Source organism: Amedibacillus dolichus DSM 3991 (assembly GCF_000154285.1).
GTDB classification, from domain to species: domain Bacteria; phylum Bacillota_I; class Bacilli_A; order Erysipelotrichales; family Erysipelotrichaceae; genus Amedibacillus; species Amedibacillus dolichus.
In genome coordinates, this window is sequence record NZ_DS483476.1 from 45890 (window position 1) to 67886 (window position 21997).

Below are 21997 nucleotides of genomic sequence, written 5' to 3' on the forward strand. Positions count from 1 at the left end.
ATAAGAATGAATGATTTAAGTTTTAACCAAGTAGCGAATATTAAGGTTTTCGGTGTTGGCGGCGGTGGCTGTAATGCTGTAAACCGCATGGTGAGCGAAGGTGTTAAGGGTGTTGAGTTTTATGTTGCCAATACCGATTTGCAGATTTTAAATATTTCACCGGTGGAAAATAAACTGGTACTGGGTCGTGAAATTACTAAAGGCTTGGGTGCCGGTGGGGATCCGGAAATGGGAAAACGTGCCGCACAGGAAAGCGAGCAGGAAATTCGTGAGGCAATCAAAGGCAGTGATATGGTATTTGTTACAACCGGTTTAGGTGGTGGGACAGGTACCGGAGCAGCACCTGTTTTTGCAAAGATCGCTAAAGAAGAAGGAGCACTAACGGTTGGTATTGTTACAAAGCCGTTTACCTTTGAAGGTCCTAAGCGTAAAAGAGCAGCGGAAGCTGGTTTAGTGGAATTGAAGCAATATGTAGATTCTCTTATTATTGTTTCCAATAATAATCTGATCGAGGTTATCGGTCGCCGTCCGATTTCCGAAGCTTTCCAAGCCGCAGACAATGTTCTTCGTCAAGGGGTACAGACGATTACCGATTTGATCGCAGTGCCTGCGCTTATTAACTTGGACTTTGCCGATGTACGCAGCATTATGCAAAATCGTGGTGCCGCATTGATTGGTATCGGTATGGCCGAGGGTGAGGACAAGGCGCGTGCTGCTGCTGAAAAAGCAATCCAATCACCGTTATTGGAGGCACAGATTCAAGGTGCTCGCAATGCAATCGTAAATATTACCGGTGGAGAATCTATTACTTTATTTGATGCAGAAGATGCTATGGGATTGATTCGTGAGGCTGCCGGTAATGAAGTAGATGCAATCTTCGGTGTGGCGATTAACGAAAAGCTAGGAGATTCCATCATTGTTACGGTAATTGCAACCGGTTTTGAAGATACGCAAGAGGAACAGCCGGCTGCAGCGAAAGCTACGTCTTTTACCGCTCCTAAGCAAACGGTAAATACTGTTGAAGATACTGCTGACGATGAAGAACAGGAAGTTATTCCTTCTTTCTTTGCCCGTCGTTAAGATATGAAGGTATATTATATTGATGACTCGTTCTTTCAAACCACAGATTTTGCAAGAGAGATCTTGCACCGGTTTGAAAATTATAAATTGCTTCATGGCAACGGACCAATTCTTATCAGTGCCGCAAAACAAGAAAATGCGGTGATGCAGGAATATATCCGTCAATACGATGAAGGCATCATTCTGACAAGCCCTGCCCTTTTTGACATGGAAGGAGTACGTGGAAATCTGCATTCTACTTTTTTATCCTTAGAGGGCTTTGCGCCAATGCAGACGTATAGTGGTTCATTTGTAGAATATGATACGGAAACGATGTGTTGTAAACGAATTTATTTAGAGATGTTTATTCATCATACACAGTCGGATATTGATGTTATGAAGCAGATGCTGGAAATGCTTGATGAACAGCTTGCTATTGGAAAGCATAAGCAGTGGCTGCATTAAAGTTGAGAAATAAAGCGAATGGTATCAAAAGGTATCGTTCGCTTTTTTTCGTAAACCGACGGATTTTGTCGAAACAGTCATATTGATATTGCATATTCATAAAATGAAGTGGAAAGGTGGAGTGGATATGCCGTATCGAGAAACGATCATGCAGGTTGTTGCAAATTTAGATAGTGATATGGATAAGGGTTTAACGCAGGAAAAAGTTGTACAAAGACAAAGGGAATATGGGAAAAACACCTTGCAGAAAAAAGAAAATATTACCGTAATAGCGATGTTTTTTGCACAGCTAAAAGACCCGATGGTAATGATTTTGATGTTTGGTACCGGTATTTCGATATTGCTGAAGGAGTATGTAGATGCCGGAATCATAGTGAGCGTAATCCTGCTGAATGCGATTATCGGTGTTTTTCAGGAATACAAGGCGGAGAAGGCGATTGAAACTTTAAAAAAACTATCAGAGCCGAAAGCTTATGTCATTCGTGAAGGATATTTAAGAGAAATTCCTTCGGAGGAATTGGTTATCGGTGATGTGGTGGAGTTGGAGGCAGGACGTTATATACCGGCAGATATGCGATTGCTTAGTGCAAGTAATCTTAAGGTAGAGGAAAGTACCTTGACCGGTGAGAGTGAGGCAGTGTTGAAAGATGCAACACAGGTATATAATGAAGTGCAGGGGCTTGGAGATCAGCGCAATATGGTATTTATGTCTACGTTTGTTACATACGGAAAAGCACGTGGAATCGTAGTAGCCACGGGTATGCAAAGTGAAGTGGGAAGAATCGCTCGTATGCTTGATGAAACAAAGGAGGATATGACACCGCTGCAGCAGCGATTGGCGCAGCTATCCAAACTGTTAGGATTGCTTTGTGTCGGTATTTGTATCGCAATGTTTGTGATTTCCTTATTCCAAGAGCGTGATTTATTGGATATGTTATTAGTATCTATTTCTTTAGCTGTGGCAGCGATACCGGAAGGCTTACCGGCGGTTGTAACAATCGTATTGGCACTTGGTGTTCAGGCTATGAGCAAGCAGCATGCCATCGTGCGTAGGCTTCATGCAGTGGAGACATTAGGCAGTGTCAGTGTGATTTGTTCGGATAAAACCGGAACTCTGACCCAAAACAAAATGCGTGTTGTTAGTAGTTATGCGAATGGAAAAATGAAGACTACCACCAAGGAGATGCTGTTAGGCTTAGCGCTTTGTAACAATGCAAAGCTGCAAAACAATGAAATATTCGGTGAACCTACGGAAGCAGCCTTGCTGCAATTTTGTGAGGAACAGGGTGTGCATAAGGAGGAAGCGGAGTTAAGCTATTTGCGCTTAAATGAAATAAGCTTTGATTCCAAGCGTAAGTGCATGACAACAATTCATCAAATCGATCATCACTTTATTGCTTATACCAAAGGCGCAATGGAAAAGGTTTTGGAAATGTGCACAAGTGTGGAAATTGATGGTAAGTTGCAGCGTATGAGCGATTATGAATATAAACGTATTTTGGAAGCAAGCCGTAAAATCAGCAGCGATGCTCAGCGCGTGCTTGGAGTTGCACGAAAGCATTTGCACAGTGCCTTGGATAGTGGAATCGAAAGCAATATGACCTTTCTAGGCTTTGTCGGCTTGATCGACCCGCCGCGTAAGGAAGCGTATGAGGCGATTCGCATTTGTCATGAAGCCCATATTCAAGTAGCCATGATTACCGGAGATCACCCATTAACCGCTCTTGCGATTGCGAAAAGCTTAGGAATTGCTAAGCATGAGGGAGAAGTGATGAGTGGTAAGCAGTTGGAGCTTCTTAGCGATGATAAGCTTGCTGATGTGGTGAAGCAATATCATGTCTTTGCTCGTGTTACACCGGAACATAAGGTGCGTATTGTTAAGGCGTATAAGCGAAATATGGAGGTTGTAGCCATGTCCGGTGATGGAGTGAACGATGCACCGAGCTTAAAGCAGGCAGATATCGGTATTGCGATGGGAAAGCAGGGGACTGATGTGTGTAAGCAGGCAAGTGATATGATTTTAACCGATGATAATTTTGCGACCATTGTACGTGCGGTTGAGCAGGGAAGAAGCATTTATTTGAATATTCAAAAGGCGGTATTGTATTTGTTGAGCTGTAATTTAGGAGAAATCATGGCATTGTTTTTGGCGATTGTATGTATGCCGCATGTGGTATCAACCCTATCGGCAATTCAAATTCTATGGGTCAATCTGGTTACCGATGCTTTTCCGGCTTTATCTTTAGGGATAGATGTTGTCGATCCCTTTTTGATGAAGGAGGCACCACGCAGTCGTAAGGAAAGTCTGTTTGCTCATGGAGGTATGGCATTTGTTATTTTAAATGGCTTGTATATCGGAACAATTACCTTGGTTGCTTTTCGCTATGGATTAAATGATAGTGCACAAAAGGCACAAAGCATGGCATTTATGGTGTTATCCATTGCTCAGCTGTTTCATGCCTTAAATTTACGCTCACGTACACATTCGTTATGGGAGGTAGGCGTTTTGCGTAATAAATGGCTTGTTTTTACACTGGTTTTCGGTATTTTATTGCAGGTTGCGGTTTGTGAATTACCGTTTCTGCAAGTGCTGTTAAAGACGGTTTCCTTGAGCCTTATTGATTGGCTGCTTGTTCTGGGACTATCCATCAGTGTAATCGTCATCAATGAAATGAGCAAATGGATTGCGAAAGAACATTGAATTTTAAAGTCGTTTCGTGTAAAATACTAACGGTATTGCTGAAAATGGGGAAATGCTCTGTTTTTAGCGTACGGTTAGGAGAAAAATATGAAAAAAATAGTTGATGAACGTGCCGATGATATGGAATTGGTTCTCGATGAAGCTGAATTTTCACAGCCTGAGAACAATCAAATGATCATCGGTATTTCCGAGCGACCAAAGCCGCTGCAGTGGCTGTTTCTGTCCTTTCAGCATGTATTTGCGATGTTTGGGGCAACGATTCTTGTACCGACAATGACCGGCTTTCCGGTATCGGTAGCTTTATTTGCCAGTGGTATCGGTACCTTGATCTATACCTTTATTACCAAACGCAAAGTGCCTGTATATTTAGGTAGCTCATTTGCTTATATCGGTGCGGTCTTGATTGCCGTAGAAGCTATGGGTGGTGATATTTCGGCAGCCCAGACAGGATTGATGCTGATTGGTCTTATTTATGTGATCGTAGCCATTCTTGTGAAATTTATCGGTAAGGGGTGGATCGATAAACTGCTTCCTCCGATTGTCATCGGACCGATGATTGCGGTTATCGGACTTGGATTAGCAGCAAATGCCGTTAGCAATGCGGGATTTGTGGAAGGCGGCGATTTGCGTGCCATGGCAGTTGCGGTCATTACCTTTTTGATTGCTGCCTTTATTTCCACCAAAGCGAAGGGTTTCTTCAAGATCATTCCTTTCTTGATTGCTATTCTTTGCGGCTATGTGGTATCTATTTGCTTTGGATTGGTAGATTTCACTCCGGTCATGGAAGCAAAATGGTTCTCCCTGCCGGAATTTATCTTGCCATTTAAGCTTGGTAATTTTGCAACCTATGATTTGTACTTCGGTCCGGAGACATGGGCGATTTTACCGGTTGCCTTCGTTACGATTGCCGAGCATATCGGAGATCACACCGTACTTGGAAAAATATGCGGAAAGAATTTTTTGAAGGATCCGGGACTTGATCGTACGTTAATGGGTGATGGTATCGCAACGGCGGTTTCTGCCTTCATGGGCGGACCTGCCAATACGACCTATGGGGAAAATACCGGAGTTATCGGTATGACAAAGATTGCCAGTGTATATGTTACTACTGGTGCAGCCTGCTTTGCGATTGCGCTATCCTGTATCGGAAAGATTTCTGCCTTTATTTCTACTATCCCAACCTGTGTATTGGGTGGTATGAGTATTCTGCTGTATGGCGTTATTGCCAGCAATGGATTGCGTGTCTTGGTAGATAATCATATTGATTTCGGTAAGCAGCGTAATTTGGTTATTGCCAGTGCAATGTTGGTAATCGGACTTGGCGGTGCTATTTTACCGATTGGAAATTTCATGACCTTAAGCGGAACTGCTTTGTCTGCATTGGTTGGTGTTGTTTTAAATCTTATTTTGCCGAAAGAAAACTAGACCTAGGAATCACATGGTGCTTGCATCATGTGATTTTTTCTATCCAAGCAGGAACGGATATGGTAAGATATACAAGGTGATTGTATGCGTTTTAAACGAGTCTATGTAGAAATAACCAATACCTGTAATCTGCAATGCTCCTTTTGTATTCAAAATCAAAGGACACCGCAGGCTATGAGCATGGAGCAGTTTACCCATGTAATTCAGCAGATTGCCGGCTATACTCGTTATGTTTATTTGCATGTTTTAGGAGAACCCTTATCCCACCCTTTGCTAGATGCTTTTTTAAGTGTGTGTGAGCAATATGGGCTCTATGTGAATCTTACGACCAATGGAACTTTATTAAAGGAAAAAGCGGAAATCTTAACAAGGCATTCGATTCGTCAGCTGAATGTTTCCTTACATAGCTTTCCTCAGCATCGCCAAACGCATTATCTGCAAGATGTTTTTCAAGTCTGTGAGAAGTTGGCTGTACAGAATGTGTATATTAACTATCGTCTTTGGAGCTTAGGAAAGCAGGGAATGGATTCTTCGAATTTGCAGGTGTTGAAGCAGGTATTGCTACATTATGATAAAACATTGCAAGAGGAAGCAAAAAGATTGCAGCGGATTCCTTTGGCAGAGCATATTTCGCTGCATTTTGAAGAAGTTTTTAGCTGGCCGAGCTTAGCACAACCTTTTGTAAATGATAAAGGCAGATGCTTGGGAATGAAGGATATGTGTGCGGTTTTAAGCAATGGTGATGTTGTTCCATGTTGCTTGGATAGTAAGGGAGAATGTGTACTCGGAAATCTTTTTGAAAGCGATATGGAAGAAATCTTATCTTCTCCTCGTGCCAAAGCAATCGTTGATGGGTTTCAGCGTTTCCATATCGAAGAAGAGCTTTGTCGGCATTGCAGCTATCGCTTACGTTTCTATCGTTTATCATAGTGTGGTATAATAATATTTACGGAAAGTAGGGATAGATTATGGAACTTTCACGCTTACGTATATCGGAAAAGAAGCAGGCAGTCTTGCATACGATGAATGTCCATTGTGTGGAGGATCTTTTGACCTACTATCCCTTTCGCTATGAAACGCTTACTGTCGTACCACGTGAGCAATGGCAGAAGGATATGAAAATTGTAATCGAAGCTACGATTGTAACAAAGGCCCGTGTGATTCGTTTTTAAGGGGAAGCAAAGCGTTACAAATTTCAAGGTTGTATATCAAGATGAGGAGCTTCAGGTATCTGTTTTCAATCGGCCGTGGGTAAGTGCCTTTCCCGTTGGAAAAAAGGATTACATTGATTGGACGCTATGACGGTTCTTGTCGTATCACCGCTATGCAATATAACCAAAAGCCTCTTCAGGAGCAGTTGGGTATTCACCCTGTGTATAATTTAAAGGAAGGTATTACACAAAAAGAATTGGAAAAATACATCGACAAAGCGTATGCTTTGATGAAGGAAGCAATAACGGATTTTATTCCTCCTTCCCTACGCCAAAAATATCGTTTGATAGAACGCTCTCAGGCATTGCTTTATATCCATCACCCCTATGATGAAAACAGTTTGAAGCAAAGTTTGCGGCATTTGAAATATGAAGAATTTTTAAAGTTTCAGCTTGCGATGCGCTGTATCAAGGATCAAGAAAGCAAGCTTGTTAAAGGGCAGGGAAAGCAGTTTGAACGTGAAGAGGTCATGCGCTTGAAGCATACGCTTGCCTTTGAGCTAAGCGAGGATCAGGAAAAGGTCATTGAGGAAATCATGGACGACTTGGCAAGTGAGAAGATCATGTATCGTTTGTTGCAGGGCGATGTCGGCTGTGGAAAAACGGTTGTGGCAGCGTTTGGTATGTATGCGTGTATCTTAGCTCATAAGCAGGCAGCTTTGATGGCACCAACCGAGATTTTGGCAAAGCAGCATACGGATAATCTACGTGCGATGTTTAAGGATATGGATATTGTAGTGGAGGGTTTGTATGGCAGTTTGCCTGCACAGGATAAGGCAAGCATATTGGAGCGTTTGAAAACGAATGAAATTGATCTTTTGGTAGGTACGCATACATTGTTTCAAGAGCAGGTGGATTTTTATGATTTGGGAATGGTTGTTGCCGATGAGCAGCATCGCTTTGGAGTAGAACAGCGAAGAAGACTACTGGCAAAGGGAGATAAGGTAGATTTTCTTTTGATGAGTGCTACTCCGATTCCAAGAACGCTTGCTTTATCTTTGTATGGAGATATGGAGGTTTCAAGCATTCATCAGCTGCCTAAGGGGAGAATGCCGATTACGACCAAGCTGGTTGCTTCCAAGTCCATGGCTCCTATTTTAGAGGAAGTATTGATGTATATTGATGAAGGTAATCAGTGTTATGTGGTTTGTCCGGCAATTGAAAATAATGAAGATTATAAAATGCGTAATGTAATGGATATTTATAAGGGAATGCAGGCCTCAATAGGAAGAAAATATCGTATTGGTCTTTTGCATGGGCGTATGAGTGCACAGGAAAAGGATCAGGTCATGCGCGAATTTGTTGCAGGAACGCTTCAGATCTTAGTAACAACAACGGTTATTGAGGTTGGAGTTGATGTGAAAAATGCCAATATCATGATTATTTACGATGCGCATCGCTTCGGCCTATCGCAGATTCATCAGCTTCGTGGACGTGTGGGCAGAGGAGATAAAGCGGGCTATTGTTATCTATTAAGTGATACGAAAGATATGGAAAGCAAGAAGCGCTTGCAGGCATGTGAAAAGACAAATGATGGGTTTGAGCTTGCGCGCATTGATTTGGAATTGCGCGGTCCGGGAGATATTTTAGGAACCAGACAAAGTGGTGTACCTGGCTTTATCTTAGGAGATGTGATACAAGATGCTAATATTTTAGAGGTTGCCAGAGAAGATGCCTGTGCTATTTTAAAGAATATCGAATGTGAGGAATATGCACCAATACGAGCATATATACAAGAATTGAAAACAGCGACAAGGCTGGATTAGCGGAAAGGAGCTTTTTTATGGATACAATATTTGAATGGCTGAAACAAAGAGGAATACAAATTGAGAATAAGGAGCGTATGGTAGAGGCATTGACACATTCATCTTATGTCAATGAACATAAAGCCAGTAAGCATGATAATGAGCGTTTGGAATTTATGGGTGATGCGGTGTTACAGCTTTGGTCTACAAGAAAACTATTTCATTTAACCCCTGCTTTGAGTGAGGGACAAATGACGACTTTACGTGCTCAGTTAGTTTGCGAGGAAGCTTTGGCTGCATACAATCGTACACTTGGCTGGGGAAAGTATTTGCTGCTTGGTGTTGGAGAGGAGAAAACCGGTGGACGTAATCGGGATTCTCTTTTGGCGGATATGTTTGAAGCTGTATTGGGAGCCATTTATCTTGATCAGGGAATGGAGGCTGTGGATATCATTTTAGAGAGTGTGCTGACACCGGCTATTACACAGCCGAAAAGTGAGAGTGTCATAGATTATAAGACCAAATTACAGGAATATATCCAAGCCGATACACGAAAAAATGTACATTATGAATTGGTGAGTACGAGTGGACCAAGCAATGCTCCGATTTTTGAGGTAATTGTTAAACTAGAGGATATCATCATGGGCAAGGGGGTCGGTAATTCTAAGAAACGAGCAGAGCAAATGGCGGCGAAGGACGCATTTGAAAAGATGGCAAAGTAGGTGGGTCCTATGAAAATATACGATTTCGATACGCCTATCAACCGCAAAAATACACAATGTATCAAATGGGATCAAAGCTTTGAAAGCACAGTGGATACACAATATCCACTGTGGGTTGCGGATATGGATTTTGCATGCTGTGATGCGATTGTCGAGGCTTTGAAAAAGCGTGTGGAGCAGCAAATTTATGGTTATAACACCGGCTTTGATGCACAATATCGTCAAGTGGTTTGCGATTGGTTTGCACGTCGCTTTGATTGGAAAATCAATCCTAGCGATATTTTCTATGCTGGCGGAGTGGTACCGGCAATTGCCTATTTAATTGAAATTTTAAGTGTCGAGGGTGATGGTATTGTCATTCAAACACCGGTCTATTATCCGTTTCGTAAGAAGATCGAAGCAACGAAACGAAAGGTTGTGGAGAATCCCTTACAAAATGAAAACGGCTATTATACGATGAATTTTGAGGAATTGGATCATTTGTTAGGAAGAGATGATGTGAAGGGTATGATTTTATGTTCTCCACATAATCCGGTAGGTCGGGTTTGGAAACAGGAAGAGCTAAGCATGGTTTTAAAGCTCATCAAGAAGCATCAAAAATGGATCATTTCCGATGAAATTCATGGGGATTTGATTCGCCATCATCATCGACAGCTTCCACTTGCTAAGTTGGGAGCGGATATGTGTGATCAGATCATTACATGTACGGCACCTAGTAAAAGCTTTAATTTGGCGGGTTTACAAAACAGCAATATCATTATTTCAAACAAAGAATATCAACAACGCTGGAAAAAGTATGTATTGCAACGCTTATCCTTAAGCGGACCAAATAGCTTTGCTTTAAGTGCTACGATGGCAGCCTATACTCAAGGTGAGGAATGGCTGAATCAGCTCAATGCGTATTTAGATACGACGATTGTTGAGGTAACCTCCTATTTGAAGAAACAGCTTCCTAAGGCGATTGTTTCTCCCTGTGAGGGAACGTATTTGTTATGGGTAGATGTACGTGGCTATTGTAAGGATCAAGAAAGATTGGAGAAGGCAATGCTTCAAGCCGGTCTGATTCTTGATGAGGGCTATTTGTTTGGAATAGCAGGAAGTGGCTTTGAGCGTATCAATGTAGCTTGTCCAAGAGCCTTTTTGATGGAAGCCATGGAACGTTTTGTTGCGGTTGTTAAGTCCTTGGATATTGACAGCAATAAGAGAAATCGTTATGATTATGGGGTTTGTTAAAGAAAAGGAATGATGTTATGTTGTATTTAGAATACATAGTATTGGCAGCAATGGTAGTTTTCTTTTCCGTACGTCTGTCCTATTATGTTGATTGTCTTGATAAAAAGACAAATTTATCCGGGGCCTTTATCGGTGGTGTCATGCTGGCTGCGGTTACTTCCCTGCCGGAGCTGTTTACGTCCTTAACGGCGGTATTAGCTTTGAATCAGCCAAATCTTGTACAGGGAAATGTACTTGGCAGCAACATTTTTAATCTATGTGTTATTGCCGGTCTGTTGTTGTTTACAAGCAAGCGCTATGTATCGGCACCCCTTTCCAAATCTCATGCTTCAACGCTTTGGTATGGTATCGTCATGTATGGATTGGTATTTGCGGCAATTATGTTTCCCATCGAAGTCGGCTTTGGCTTCCTTAAGGTGAATTTGATGTCAATTCTTATTTTGGTGGTCTATGCGATCAATGTGAAGTTTATGGGCAATGATGATTCTTTGCAAAGTGATGAGAATGATGTGTATATCGCATTGTCTGTAAAGCAGATCGTATTACGTTTTTTAGCATATAGTGTAGCACTTGTTGCGGTTAGTATTCTGCTTACGACCGTAACGGATAAGATTGCCGATGAGCTACAGCTTGGAGCTACGGTAGCCGGAGCGATTTTCTTAGGGGTAGCTACTAGCTTGCCGGAATTAAGTGCCTCTATCAATTTGGTACGAATCGGTAACTTCAATGCTTCTTGGGGAAATATCGTCGGCAGCAATCTCTTTAATTTCATTATTTTATGCTTTGCCGATGTGTTGTTTACCAAGGGTGGTATTTATATCAATGAGCCACAGGTTTTAAATCTGTTAGGCTTCGGTGTATTCTCTATGCTGGCAACCTTGGGAGTTATCTATTTTAAAAAGAAACGTGGCATTGTGTTATTGTGCAGTGTGTTGATTTTAGCTTCTTATGTTACAAGTATTGTTTTATCCATGTAATGAAATTGCTTAGTGGATTTTCCATTAAGCTTTTCTTTTACCCAAAAGAGAAATGTTACTTATGCTTTAACGGTTGAAATGTTGCCTCCATGGGAAGGGTGAGATCGTCTAGTTGAATTTGATTTACATAAAAATATGTCAGCTTTATTTTTTTTCCTTTAAACAGCTTATAATAATGGTAGTAATTGGAAAGGGATAAATCGCTGTCTACATAGCTGTTGTATCTTAAAAGAAATTTAATGTTCATTTTCTTGAGCAGCTTAGAGAAATAAGAGGTAATGTCTTTTAAATTGTAAAAATCAACATTTTGATAAGGAACTTTTAGATCCTTTGCAAGTCGATCCAAATGCAGATATAGTGTATTGTCGCAAGTGGGCAGTGAAAAAAACGCTTCTACGCTATTTCTGGCACATGCGATATCCTCTAAAAGATTTAATTGTTTTAGAGTGCTTGGTTCATTTTGACAGCGGATAGGAAGGAGCATATCGGTTGGAATAAAGCGAATTTCCATCTGCTTATCGTTCTTTGTTTGAACATGAAGGACAAAAGGCAGCTGCTTGCTGGCAATAAAAATACTTTTGTTTTCTTGTTTGGCTTGCAGCGGCAATAGAAAGGTAAACAGCAGTAGAAGCAAAAGCAAACTTTTTTTAATACGCATCATATACACCTCTTTGTTGCTAGGATATGCATTTGAAAAGCGATTCATGTACGAAAAAGTATTCACAGCTGACAATCAGGGAGGCAAATCTTCTGAAATTTATTTATAGATATGCTAAAATATTTATAAAGGAGGCAGATGATGAAAACGATACTTCATGTAAAAGGAATGATGTGTGCGAATTGTGAGCGTCGTGTTGCACAAGCGCTGAAGGAGGCTGTCGGTGTGTTGCAGGTTGAGGCCAGTGCAGCGAAAGGACAGGTATGTGTGGAATACGATGAAGCAAGCATCAATGAAAAGCAGCTTCAAGCGATAATTGAAGAGGTTGGCTATGAGGTTGTCGAATAGGGTGTGTAAGGCACCCTTTTCATTTGTTTAGAAATTGTTAAGATTTATATACATTTATCCTTTATAAATATCCTTTATTCTAATAATAGAGGTGATAGCTATGACATACAAGGCATCAAAATATGCAACGATCGGCGGAACTGTTATTTTTATGTTTTTTGGTTTTTTATCTTATTCAAAGTGGTTGTATCAGTGATCCGCAAAAAATGAAGCTGTTACTTTCCGATTATGGTGTTTTTGCACCATTGGTATTTTTATTGTTACAGATCGTACAGGTCGTTATTCCGATTATTCCCGGAGGTATGAGCAGCGGTATCGGTGTGCTTTTATTTGGTTCGTTTTGGGGCTTTGTTTATAATTATGTCGGTTCCTTGATCGGATCGGTTATTGCTTTTCTATTGGTTCGAAAATACGGGAGGCAGTTTATTTTAAAATTTGCCAGTCAGCAAACTTTTGATAAATACATCGGTTGGTTGGATAAAGGGAAACGCTTTGATAAACTGTTTGCGATTGCAATTTTTGTTCCCGGTTTACCGGACGATATCATTTGTATGATTGCCGGATTAACGAAAATCAGCTTTCAAAAATATGTTTGGATCAATGTTCTTTGCAAACCTTTTGGTCTGTTGGCGTATTCTTGGGGCGTGAAGGAATTGATTACGTATCTTGCAGCTGTACTTTAACGATGGTTGCATTTGATAGAAATTCGTAAGATAATAAGACTTACATAAAATGGGGAGGCATGTATGTATGGAATATAATATATTGATCGTAGAAGATGAAGTGGGAATACGCGAAACGATTTCGGTGTTTATGAAAAATCAAGGCTATCATGTCTATGTTGCTGAAAATGGAATGGCAGGACTTGAGTTGTTACAAAAGGAAGATATTCATTTAGCAATCGTGGATATCATGATGCCGGTCATGGACGGTATCACGATGACGATGAAGCTGCGTGAAAACTATGATATACCGGTTATTTTCTTGAGTGCCAAATCGGAGGATATAGATAAGATTACCGGCTTGAATGTGGGGGCAGATGATTATGTTACAAAGCCCTTTGAGCCTATGGAATTGATTGCCAGGGTAAATTCCAATCTTCGAAGATATCAACAGATATTACGTTTGAAGCAAGGGAAAAAGGAAGAGGAACAAGGTGTGCTGTTACAAGTTGGAGATCTTATGCTTAATCAAGAAACCAAAGAGGTATCGATTCGTAAAAAGAGTGTGCATCTGACCTCTAAGGAATTTAAAATCCTGGAGCTGCTTATGGGGCAGCCGGGACGGATTTTTTCTGCTGAACAGATTTATGAGAATGTTTGGGAGGAGGAAGCGGTCAATACCGATACGATCATGGTGCATATTCGTAAGCTGAGAAAGAAGATTGAAGCCGATCCACGCAACCCCGAATATATTAAGGTTGTTTGGGGAATCGGATATAAAATTGAGAAAATGTAGGTGATAAGATGGAAAAGAAAAAGCGTAAAAATATATTTATCGTGTTATTTACCGTTATGATTACGGTTATGAGCTTGATTGCTGTAAGTCTTTATGACAATGCAAAGACGCAGGGAGTAAATAGGTTTAAAGATATCGAATACTATTATGAAGATGAATTTCAGCTCTTTACGATGAATTTGGCAATGCAGTTGGATTCTACGTATCAGCCTTTTCACTTCCCCGCTTCGCTTCCTCAAGAGGAACAAGGATATTTATCGCAACAATTTCATTCTATGCTTGATGAAGTGAATAACTTTGTACGCAATGACCGCCAGTTTTACTATGTCGCAAAAAATACGAAAACCGGTGAAGTGCTTACCAATTTAAAAAATTATTCAAACGAAACTTTTCAACCGTTGGATTATAGCTATTATATTCATATCAGCTATGATGAAAACGGAAAGTGCATGCTTGAGGGGAATCTGAAGGAGGATATTTTCTCTGCGTTGGATTTTGATCATTATCGAGAAATGTATGCGATTGAGAATATAAGCGATATCCTTGTTGATACGCCTAAAAATATAGATATTCAATATATGTTGCCGAAAATAATTACTACCTATTCGGGTATTTCCGGCTATGCGAATGATTGGACACATTATTCCGCTTTTTCTTGTATGCTACTTATGATCTTTACATGTGCTCTTGCTTTTTTTATCCTTGTATATCCGATTCGCTATGTAGCACAAAGCAAACCGTTTGCATTGGTTAAGGAATGGCCGTTCGAGATCAATCTGGCAGTATGGACTTCAATTGCTTGCTTGCTTTTTGTAGGTATTATTACCTTAGCGGGAAATTCCGTCAATGGTTTACTGCCAAGCTTGTTAAGTGATTATGGAATCGGAATGTCGCAGCAGCTGGTAATGGGATTTAATTTCTTTGTATGGCTGATTTCCTTATTGGCAATTGCGATTATATGCTTCTTATTAAAGTGGCTCATTGTTTGCGGTCCTTGGAAATATATCAAGGAGCATTCCTTAATTATTGGATTTTTCCGCAGCTGTAAGCGTAAGCTTTATGCCTTAAGTGAGATTGATTTGACCTCCTCAATGGATAAAACCATATTGAAGTATGCTGCTCTTAACGGTTTGATCATCGTATTGATTGCAGTATGGCATATATCGGTTGCTATTCTTTTGGCAATGCTATATTCCTTTGCGTTATTCTTAGTAGCAAAAAAGCGAATGGTGCAGTTACAAGCGGATTATAATACACTGTTATCTTCTATTCAGCATATTATTTCCGAGGATTTCGACAAAATCAGCGAGCAGGACTTCGGTGTTTTCGAAGCTAGTAAGTCCGAATTGAATCAGTTAAGTGAGAATTTCAAAATAGCGATTCAGGAAAAGGTAAAATCGCAGAAATTGAAAACCGAGCTAATCAGCAATGTTTCCCATGATTTAAAAACCCCATTGACCTGTATCAAAAACTATATTGCTTTATTAAAGGACGATGAATTATCCTTAGAAAATCGTCATCATTATTTGGAACAGTTGGTTTTATATACCAATCGCTTGAAAAATCTTATTGACGATTTATTTGAAATCAGTAAGGTGGATAGCGGTAATATCACCTTGAAAAAACAAGAATTGGATATTGTGGCACTATTGGATCAAGCCTATATGCAAAATGAGGACTTACTAGAGCCGAAACATTTACAGGTAATGAAAAAATACAGCAGTGATAAGATCTTGTTGGAATTAGATAGTGATAAGACCTATCGCATTTTTGAAAATCTGTTTACCAACATCGGAAAATATGCTCTTTCCAACAGTCGTGTTTATCTTACAGTCAATGAGAGTGCAGAAGCTGTGGAAATCGAATTTAGTAATATTTCAGAAGTCGCTATGGATTTTTCAGCCGAGGAAATTACGGAACGCTTTGTTCGCGGTGATAAATCAAGATCGAAGCAGGGCAGTGGTTTGGGCTTGGCGATTGCTCGCAGTTTTAGTGAGGCACAGGGGGCTAACTTCAAAATTACGATTGATTGTGATTTGTTTAAAGTACGTATTGTATTTCCAAAGGACAGCTAAGCTGTCCTTTGTGTGTTTAGAAATTGTTTAGATTTTTACTTTCGCTTTGTTAAGATATGTTTGATATGCTGTTTTCATAGGGAGGGATCGACATGCTTGCATTGTTATTGTCGAGTGTTTGCTTTGTTTGCTTTTTCTTATGCTTTGCTTATGAATTGCATAAGTTAAGGATCAAGCCAAAAACGTATGTGTGTATAGCCATGCTACTGGCACTTCCGGCTTGGGATATTCATAGCATCGTATTTGCTTTTGAAATTCATTTTATCATCTTTTATGAAATTGCCAAGCTGTTTACGATATGGTTGAAGGGCGGTAAAACAAGAGTGCTTGCTATTGGAGCATTGTCTTTGTTGTTAGCCGGTGCTTGGGTAGGATATGGTTTCTATAATATGAAGCATATCGTGCGTAGAGAATATGTCATTCAAAGTGAGAAGCAACTGAATCATAATTATACGATTGCCGTATTATCGGATCTTCACTATCCAACCACGATGAATAAGCAAGAACTTGCTGAACTAGTACAGCAAATCCAACGTGAGCAAGCAGATATTGTTTTGCTTTGTGGGGATATTGTTGATGAATATACTTCCATGAAAAAGCGAGAGGAGGTTTTTTCACTCTTGGAAGGCTTATGCACGAAGTCCGATGTATTTTATGTATTCGGAAATCACGATACCGGACAGTATTCCTTTCAAAATGCTATATCAAAAGAAGAATTACGTTCACTTATCGAGGCACATCATATTCGGGTGTTAGAAGATGAAGTTGCTTGTGTTGATGACAAGCTGTGCCTTGTGGGAAGAGATGATTATCGCATGCATAATCGAAAGAGCGTCGCCACATTGTTGTCAATGATGCCGGATAACTGCTACAAGATTGTGGTGGATCATCAACCACGGGAATTGGAAAAAAGTGCGGAATTAAAGGTGGATTTACATATTTCCGGACATACGCATGCCGGACAGCTTTTTCCTCTTTATTATATATTTGAATGTTTCCATCTCAATGAACTAAACTATGGAAAAGAAACCATTGCGCAAATGGAAGCCATCAATACTTCAGGAGCAGGGGGCTGGGGCTTTGCGATTCGCAGCGATCATCATAGTGAGTATGTTATTTTAAAGCTGCAATCCACTTCTGCTTCAAATCGGTAGTGATTGAGAAACAAGGAAGTCTATGATAGAATGTATCTTAGAATGCGGAGGATCTTTATGAAGCTTGCACACGTCTTTATCGAACATTCTACCATGCACTTAGATCGCACCTTCAGCTATGGCTGCGATGGCTTTACTGTATGTCGTGGAATGCGTGTTGTTGTCCCCTTTGGCGCAAAGATAATTGTCGGCTTTGTGGAGCGTGTTGAAGAAATCAGTGCGCAAGAGGCAGCAGCTTATGACTTTGAAATAAAAAGGATCATACGTGTGCTAGATGAAGAACCTTTGTTAAATGAGGAATTGTTTGAACTTGCAAATATGATGGCGAAGCGATACATTGTGCCACGTATTGCTTGTTTTCAATGTATTTTGCCGGCTAAGCTGAAACCTCGCTCTACGGCAAAATGCAGAAAATTAGAGACATGGGTTCGATATGAAAAGGATATTGCATCTTTGACCAAAAAGCAGCAGGTGGTTTTAGAAGCGATGAAGGAAGCTAAGGAGATGCTTCGTACTACTTATTATCAAATGTATAAATCCGTAGGAAAAAAGTTAATTTCTTTAGGTTGTGTAACGGTATTTGAAAGGGAAGCACAGGCAGTACTTGGGTGTGAGGAGCCATCGGGTCCGGTTTTCGATTTGAATGCCCAGCAGCAACATGCAGTTGATGCAGTCTTACACCATTCGGCAATGGTAACCTTGCTGCATGGAGTTACCGGAAGTGGAAAAACGGAAGTTTTTTTGCATTTGGCAAAGGCAATGCGAGAGCGTGATAAGCAGGTGTTGATTTTAGTACCGGAGATTTCCTTAACCCCGCAAATGATTGCACGTGTTAAGCAGCGCTTTGGTGCGCAGGTAGCTATTTATCATTCGGCTTTGAATGAACAGGAAAAATATGAACAGTATCAGTTAGTTAAAAAACATCAGGTGGATATTGTAGTAGGAACACGCAGTGCGGTGTTTATGCCTTTTGATCATCTCGGCTTGATCGTGATGGATGAGGAGCATGATACAAGCTATAAGCAGGATCGAGGGGTGCGTTATCATTGCCGTGATATTGCTTTGCAAAGGGCAAAGATACATCAGGCAAAGCTTGTTTTGGCAAGTGCCACGCCGTCCTTGGAATCCTATGCACGAGCGCATAAAGGAATTTATCAGCTGGTGGAGATGCCCAAGCGTATCAATGAACAATTTCCACAGGTAAAGTTGGTGGAAATGCGTGAGGCGGTTAAAAAGAAAGAAAGCTATCTGATGTCGAATGCTTTGTTAGATGCTATTTATACACGATTACAGCGTAAGGAACAAGTAATTTTATTGTTAAATCGACGTGGCTATACACCGATTTTACGCTGCATGGAATGTGGCTATGTGCAGATGTGTCCAAACTGTGAAACAGCTATGAGCTATCATAAAGAAGAGGGTGTGCTGAAATGCCATATTTGTGATAGCGTGATGCCTGTGCCAACCCATTGTCCAAGCTGTCATAGTGCTGCTTGGCGTTATATGGGAATGGGAACGCAAAAGCTGGAGGAGTTTATTCAGATTAAATTTCCGCAAGCCAAAATTATTCGTATGGACGCCGATACGACACACAAAAAGCATGCGCATGAAAACTATTTGCGAGATTTCGGTAAGCATAAAGCCGATATTTTGCTAGGCACACAGATGATTGCCAAGGGCTTGGATTTTGAAAATGTAACCTTGGTGGGAATCTTAAATGGTGATGCTTTGTTAAATCGCAGCGATTATCGTAGTGCAGAGCTTTGTTATGATTTGCTTGAACAAGCCTGTGGAAGAAGCGGGCGAGGAGAAAAGCAAGGGGAGGTCATCATTCAAGCGTATGATACCAAACATTATGCGATTCAATGTGCCGCTCATCATGATTACAAGACCTTTTTTAAAAACGAAATGAACTATCGTCATTTGGCAGGCTATCCTCCTTATACATATTTGATATCGCTCACGTTTTCTCATAAGCAAGAAGAATTGGCTTATCAGGGAGCACAGCTTGCCTTTTCTCTTTTGAAAGCCAAGAGTGAGGTACGTGTACTTGGACCAACTGCTTTGCATAAGCTGCGTGGAGAATGCCGCATACGCATCTTATTGAAGGGAAAGCAAGAAGAACTTTTGACAGCCTATGCAAAAGATGTATATGAGCAGCATCTTTATAAGAAACAAAAAGCACGTTTGGATATTGATCTTTCCCCATTGTATTTAGATTAGGAGGTAGGTATATGACAAAAAAGGAATGGATACCGTATGTGTTAGCTTGTGCATTGCTACTGTTTGGCAGCTATTATGACTATACGATAACAGATCGTTTATATGGCAGCTTACCAAGTGTAGGAATCTTTTTTGAACGCTTGATTTTAGTTCCGATTCAGGGAGTTATTATTTGGACCTTTTGTTTGTTGTATGTGGAGAAAAAGCAGCTGTGGAAGCTGTTATGTGCTTTTATTGCCAGTATGTATGCCGTTATTGATGCGATGCATTATTGGTTTACCATAGATATTGCTTTGTGTGTAGCGGCGATTTTGGTTTCCATCGTTTTGTTGTGTAGCATGCTTGCAGTATTAAATCATTTGCCGATTGCTTGGATTCAGAAGCATCGCAGCTTTTTTCTGTTTTTTACATGTGTTTTGTTGTCCTCTATGTTGATAACTACACTTTTAAAAAGTGTATGGGGAAGAATTCGTTATCGTGATCTACATAGTATGGCAGAGTTTTGCGTGTGGTATAAGCCATGTGGAAGAATCAGCAATTATTCCTTTCCAAGTGGGCATACGGCAGCAATTTCGGTGATTCTATGTTTCTTGCAATGGAAGCATAATCCTTATGAAAGAGTATCGCTTTTGCGCTATGTTCTTGTTGCCGGTGGTATTGCCTTGATGGCAATTTCCCGTATGATGATGGGGGCACACTTTTTAAGTGATACGATAGCAGGCTTTTTAATTACTTATACATTGTATCTTATTTGGAAGTATCATTTTCGAAAGCGAGGAATTTTATGAATGCACGAGCATACGCCTTTGCACTGTTAAAGGAGATTTGTATTGATGAGGGATATAGCAACTTACTTTTACGCAACAAGCTGCAAAGTGTTGATCCTAAGGATAAGGCGTTGGTTACCCAGATTGTTTATGGTACATTGCAAAACTATCGCTTGGTGCGCTATCAATGGCAAAGCTATGTGAAAAAAGAGCCTTGTAAGGAGGTTGCGTTGCTATTGGACATGAGTGTTTATCAGTTGCTTTACATGGATAAAATGCCGGCTTATGCGGTCATTGATGAAGCGGTAAGAATAACCAAGAAAAATATTCACCCACGCTTTTCGGCATTGGTTAATGCTGTTTTGCGTCAGGTTGAACGAAATGGTAAGCGAGAGCTTGAAGGAAATGCAATCGAGCAGTTAGCCTTGGAAACCTCTCACCCTACATGGCTGGTGGCTATGTGGAAGGCACAGTATGGTTGGCAGGAATGTGAAAAGATATGCCATAGTGATCTTGAAATCCGTAAGCAATGCGTGCGTGTCAATACGATGAAGGCAAGTGTTGAGGAATTGCTGGCAAGCGGGGAATTTGTAAAGGGAAACTTAGCCGAGCATGCTTTATATTATTTGGGAAATGATATTATTCACAGCAATTATTACAAGCAGGGCTTGGTTTCTATTCAAGATGAGGCGAGTCAGCTGGTTGCACAGTATGTCGATCCACAGCCGCAGGAGCGCATTTTAGATGTTTGCAGTGCTCCTGGGACAAAGGCTTGCCATATAGCCGAGCGAATGGGGGATAAAGGTAGTATTGTATGTGGGGATATTCATGCACATCGTGTAGAGCTGATTAAAAACGGGGCAAGGCGTTTGCAGCTTCAATCCATTCAAGCACAGGTGATGGACGCAACGAGCCTGAAAGAAATCGAAGGCGAAATGTTTGATCGTGTCTTATGTGATGTTCCTTGCAGCGGCTATGGAGTCTTGGCACGAAAAAGTGATATTAAGTATCATGCAAAATCGACCGATATGGATACGCTCATACCTTTGCAGCAACAAATTTTACAAAGTGCAAGCAAACATGTTGTAAAAGATGGTATTTTGGTTTATTCGACCTGTACGTTGAATAAGAAAGAGAATGAAAAGCAAGTAGCTGCTTTTCTTGCACAGCATGAAGAATTTGAATGTTTACAGCAGCAAACGATTTTTCCTTATACGCATCATAGTGATGGCTTTTACATTGCGAAGCTGAAGAGGGTACGATGATTCGAAGCTTTGAAAAAGAAGATCTCTGTGAAGTCCTGCAACTGTGGCTGAGTGTTAATTTGGAAGTACATAGCTTTGTGAAAGAAAGCTATTGGTTAGAGCATCGGGATACGGTGGCAGCGATGATGCTAGAGGCAGACATCTATGTATGGGAGGAGCAAGGAATCAAAGCCTTTTTAGGACTTATGGATACGTATATTGCCGGTCTTTTTGTGGAACGTGAATATCGCGAAAAAGGGATTGGAAGAAAACTTTTACACTTTGCTTTTCAAAAGCATGCCCAGCTGACACTTGATGTTTATGCCGAAAACAAAGCGGCAATTCGATTTTATGAGCGAGTCGGTTTTGTGAAGGTGAAGGAATATGATGAGAAGGCAACAAGACAGCTGGCGTATACGATGACAGCTAAGAATGAGCTTATATTATGATGAAACACATCAAAAATGATTGCTTATTTCTTCATTTAAACAAATGATAAAAAAGGAGATTTCTTATTTGAATGATAGCATAT

At 40.6% G+C, this 21997-nt stretch carries 20 protein-coding genes; 19 read left to right on the plus strand and 1 reads right to left on the minus strand.

Annotated elements, in window-relative coordinates:
* Positions 1-6: 6 nt before the first annotated feature.
* The 10 genes from ftsZ (at position 7) to EUBDOL_RS06680 (ending at position 11538) form a co-directional block, all read left to right on the plus strand.
* A complete protein-coding gene (gene ftsZ, locus EUBDOL_RS06640; RefSeq protein WP_004799876.1) occupies positions 7-1080 on the plus strand; it encodes a cell division protein FtsZ in 1074 nt (357 codons plus the stop codon).
* A gap of 63 nt (positions 1081-1143) precedes the next feature.
* Positions 1144-1524 carry a hypothetical protein gene (locus EUBDOL_RS06645; protein ID WP_154645857.1) on the plus strand — a complete coding sequence of 127 codons (381 nt, stop codon included), beginning with the start codon at positions 1144-1146 and terminating at the stop codon, positions 1522-1524.
* Positions 1525-1651: 127 nt separating this feature from the next.
* Positions 1652-4225, plus strand: a complete 2574-nt coding sequence (locus EUBDOL_RS06650) for a cation-translocating P-type ATPase (RefSeq protein ID WP_040463433.1) — start codon at positions 1652-1654, stop codon at positions 4223-4225.
* Between the two features lie 87 nt (positions 4226-4312).
* Positions 4313-5650 carry a solute carrier family 23 protein gene (locus tag EUBDOL_RS06655; RefSeq protein WP_004799879.1) on the plus strand — a complete coding sequence of 446 codons (1338 nt, stop codon included), beginning with the start codon at positions 4313-4315 and terminating at the stop codon, positions 5648-5650.
* Between the two features lie 84 nt (positions 5651-5734).
* On the plus strand, positions 5735-6580 hold the full coding sequence (locus tag EUBDOL_RS06660; protein WP_040463436.1) for a radical SAM/SPASM domain-containing protein: 846 nt from the start codon (positions 5735-5737) through the stop codon (positions 6578-6580).
* A 38-nt stretch (positions 6581-6618) separates the two neighbouring features.
* Positions 6619-6822 (plus strand): hypothetical protein, encoded by a 204-nt coding sequence (locus tag EUBDOL_RS11725; protein WP_004799884.1) that lies wholly within the window; start codon positions 6619-6621, stop codon positions 6820-6822.
* Between the two features lie 95 nt (positions 6823-6917).
* Positions 6918-8627 (plus strand): ATP-dependent DNA helicase RecG, encoded by a 1710-nt coding sequence (recG, locus tag EUBDOL_RS06665; protein WP_235713703.1) that lies wholly within the window; start codon positions 6918-6920, stop codon positions 8625-8627.
* Between the two features lie 17 nt (positions 8628-8644).
* Positions 8645-9328: a ribonuclease III gene (gene rnc / locus EUBDOL_RS06670; RefSeq protein WP_004799889.1), complete on the plus strand. Its 684-nt coding sequence runs from the start codon at positions 8645-8647 to the stop codon at positions 9326-9328.
* A gap of 9 nt (positions 9329-9337) precedes the next feature.
* Positions 9338-10561, plus strand: a complete 1224-nt coding sequence (locus EUBDOL_RS06675; RefSeq protein ID WP_040463439.1) for a MalY/PatB family protein — start codon at positions 9338-9340, stop codon at positions 10559-10561.
* A 17-nt stretch (positions 10562-10578) separates the two neighbouring features.
* A complete protein-coding gene (locus EUBDOL_RS06680) occupies positions 10579-11538 on the plus strand; it encodes a sodium:calcium antiporter (protein WP_040463442.1) in 960 nt (319 codons plus the stop codon).
* Between the two features lie 55 nt (positions 11539-11593).
* Here the strand turns inward: EUBDOL_RS06680 and EUBDOL_RS06685 are convergent, their stop codons facing one another.
* On the minus strand, positions 11594-12199 hold the full coding sequence (locus EUBDOL_RS06685; RefSeq protein WP_148495284.1) for a hypothetical protein: 606 nt from the start codon (positions 12197-12199) through the stop codon (positions 11594-11596).
* Between the two features lie 138 nt (positions 12200-12337).
* On the opposite strand from EUBDOL_RS06685, the gene EUBDOL_RS06690 reads away from it, so the two are divergent.
* From EUBDOL_RS06690 to EUBDOL_RS06730, 9 genes are all read left to right on the plus strand, one after another.
* Complete coding sequence (locus EUBDOL_RS06690) at positions 12338-12544, plus strand: heavy-metal-associated domain-containing protein (protein WP_004799900.1); 207 nt, start codon at positions 12338-12340, stop codon at positions 12542-12544.
* Positions 12545-12666: 122 nt separating this feature from the next.
* Complete coding sequence (locus EUBDOL_RS06695; RefSeq protein ID WP_004799902.1) at positions 12667-13227, plus strand: TVP38/TMEM64 family protein; 561 nt, start codon at positions 12667-12669, stop codon at positions 13225-13227.
* A gap of 67 nt (positions 13228-13294) precedes the next feature.
* Complete coding sequence (locus EUBDOL_RS06700) at positions 13295-14002, plus strand: response regulator transcription factor (protein WP_004799904.1); 708 nt, start codon at positions 13295-13297, stop codon at positions 14000-14002.
* Positions 14003-14010: 8 nt separating this feature from the next.
* Entirely contained in the window at positions 14011-16077 is a 2067-nt protein-coding gene (locus EUBDOL_RS06705) for a histidine kinase dimerization/phospho-acceptor domain-containing protein (RefSeq protein WP_004799906.1), read from the plus strand.
* A gap of 92 nt (positions 16078-16169) precedes the next feature.
* Positions 16170-17231, plus strand: a complete 1062-nt coding sequence (locus EUBDOL_RS06710; protein ID WP_040463449.1) for a metallophosphoesterase — start codon at positions 16170-16172, stop codon at positions 17229-17231.
* Positions 17232-17288: 57 nt separating this feature from the next.
* A complete protein-coding gene (gene priA, locus EUBDOL_RS06715; protein WP_004799909.1) occupies positions 17289-19454 on the plus strand; it encodes a replication restart helicase PriA in 2166 nt (721 codons plus the stop codon).
* 11 nt (positions 19455-19465) lie between these two features.
* Positions 19466-20242: a phosphatase PAP2 family protein gene (locus EUBDOL_RS06720; protein WP_004799911.1), complete on the plus strand. Its 777-nt coding sequence runs from the start codon at positions 19466-19468 to the stop codon at positions 20240-20242.
* On the plus strand, positions 20239-21486 hold the full coding sequence (rsmB, locus tag EUBDOL_RS06725) for a 16S rRNA (cytosine(967)-C(5))-methyltransferase RsmB (RefSeq protein WP_004799914.1): 1248 nt from the start codon (positions 20239-20241) through the stop codon (positions 21484-21486). Before EUBDOL_RS06720 ends, rsmB begins: the two co-directional genes overlap by 4 nt.
* Complete coding sequence (locus tag EUBDOL_RS06730; protein WP_004799916.1) at positions 21483-21914, plus strand: GNAT family N-acetyltransferase; 432 nt, start codon at positions 21483-21485, stop codon at positions 21912-21914. Before rsmB ends, EUBDOL_RS06730 begins: the two co-directional genes overlap by 4 nt.
* Positions 21915-21997 lie beyond the last annotated feature (83 nt).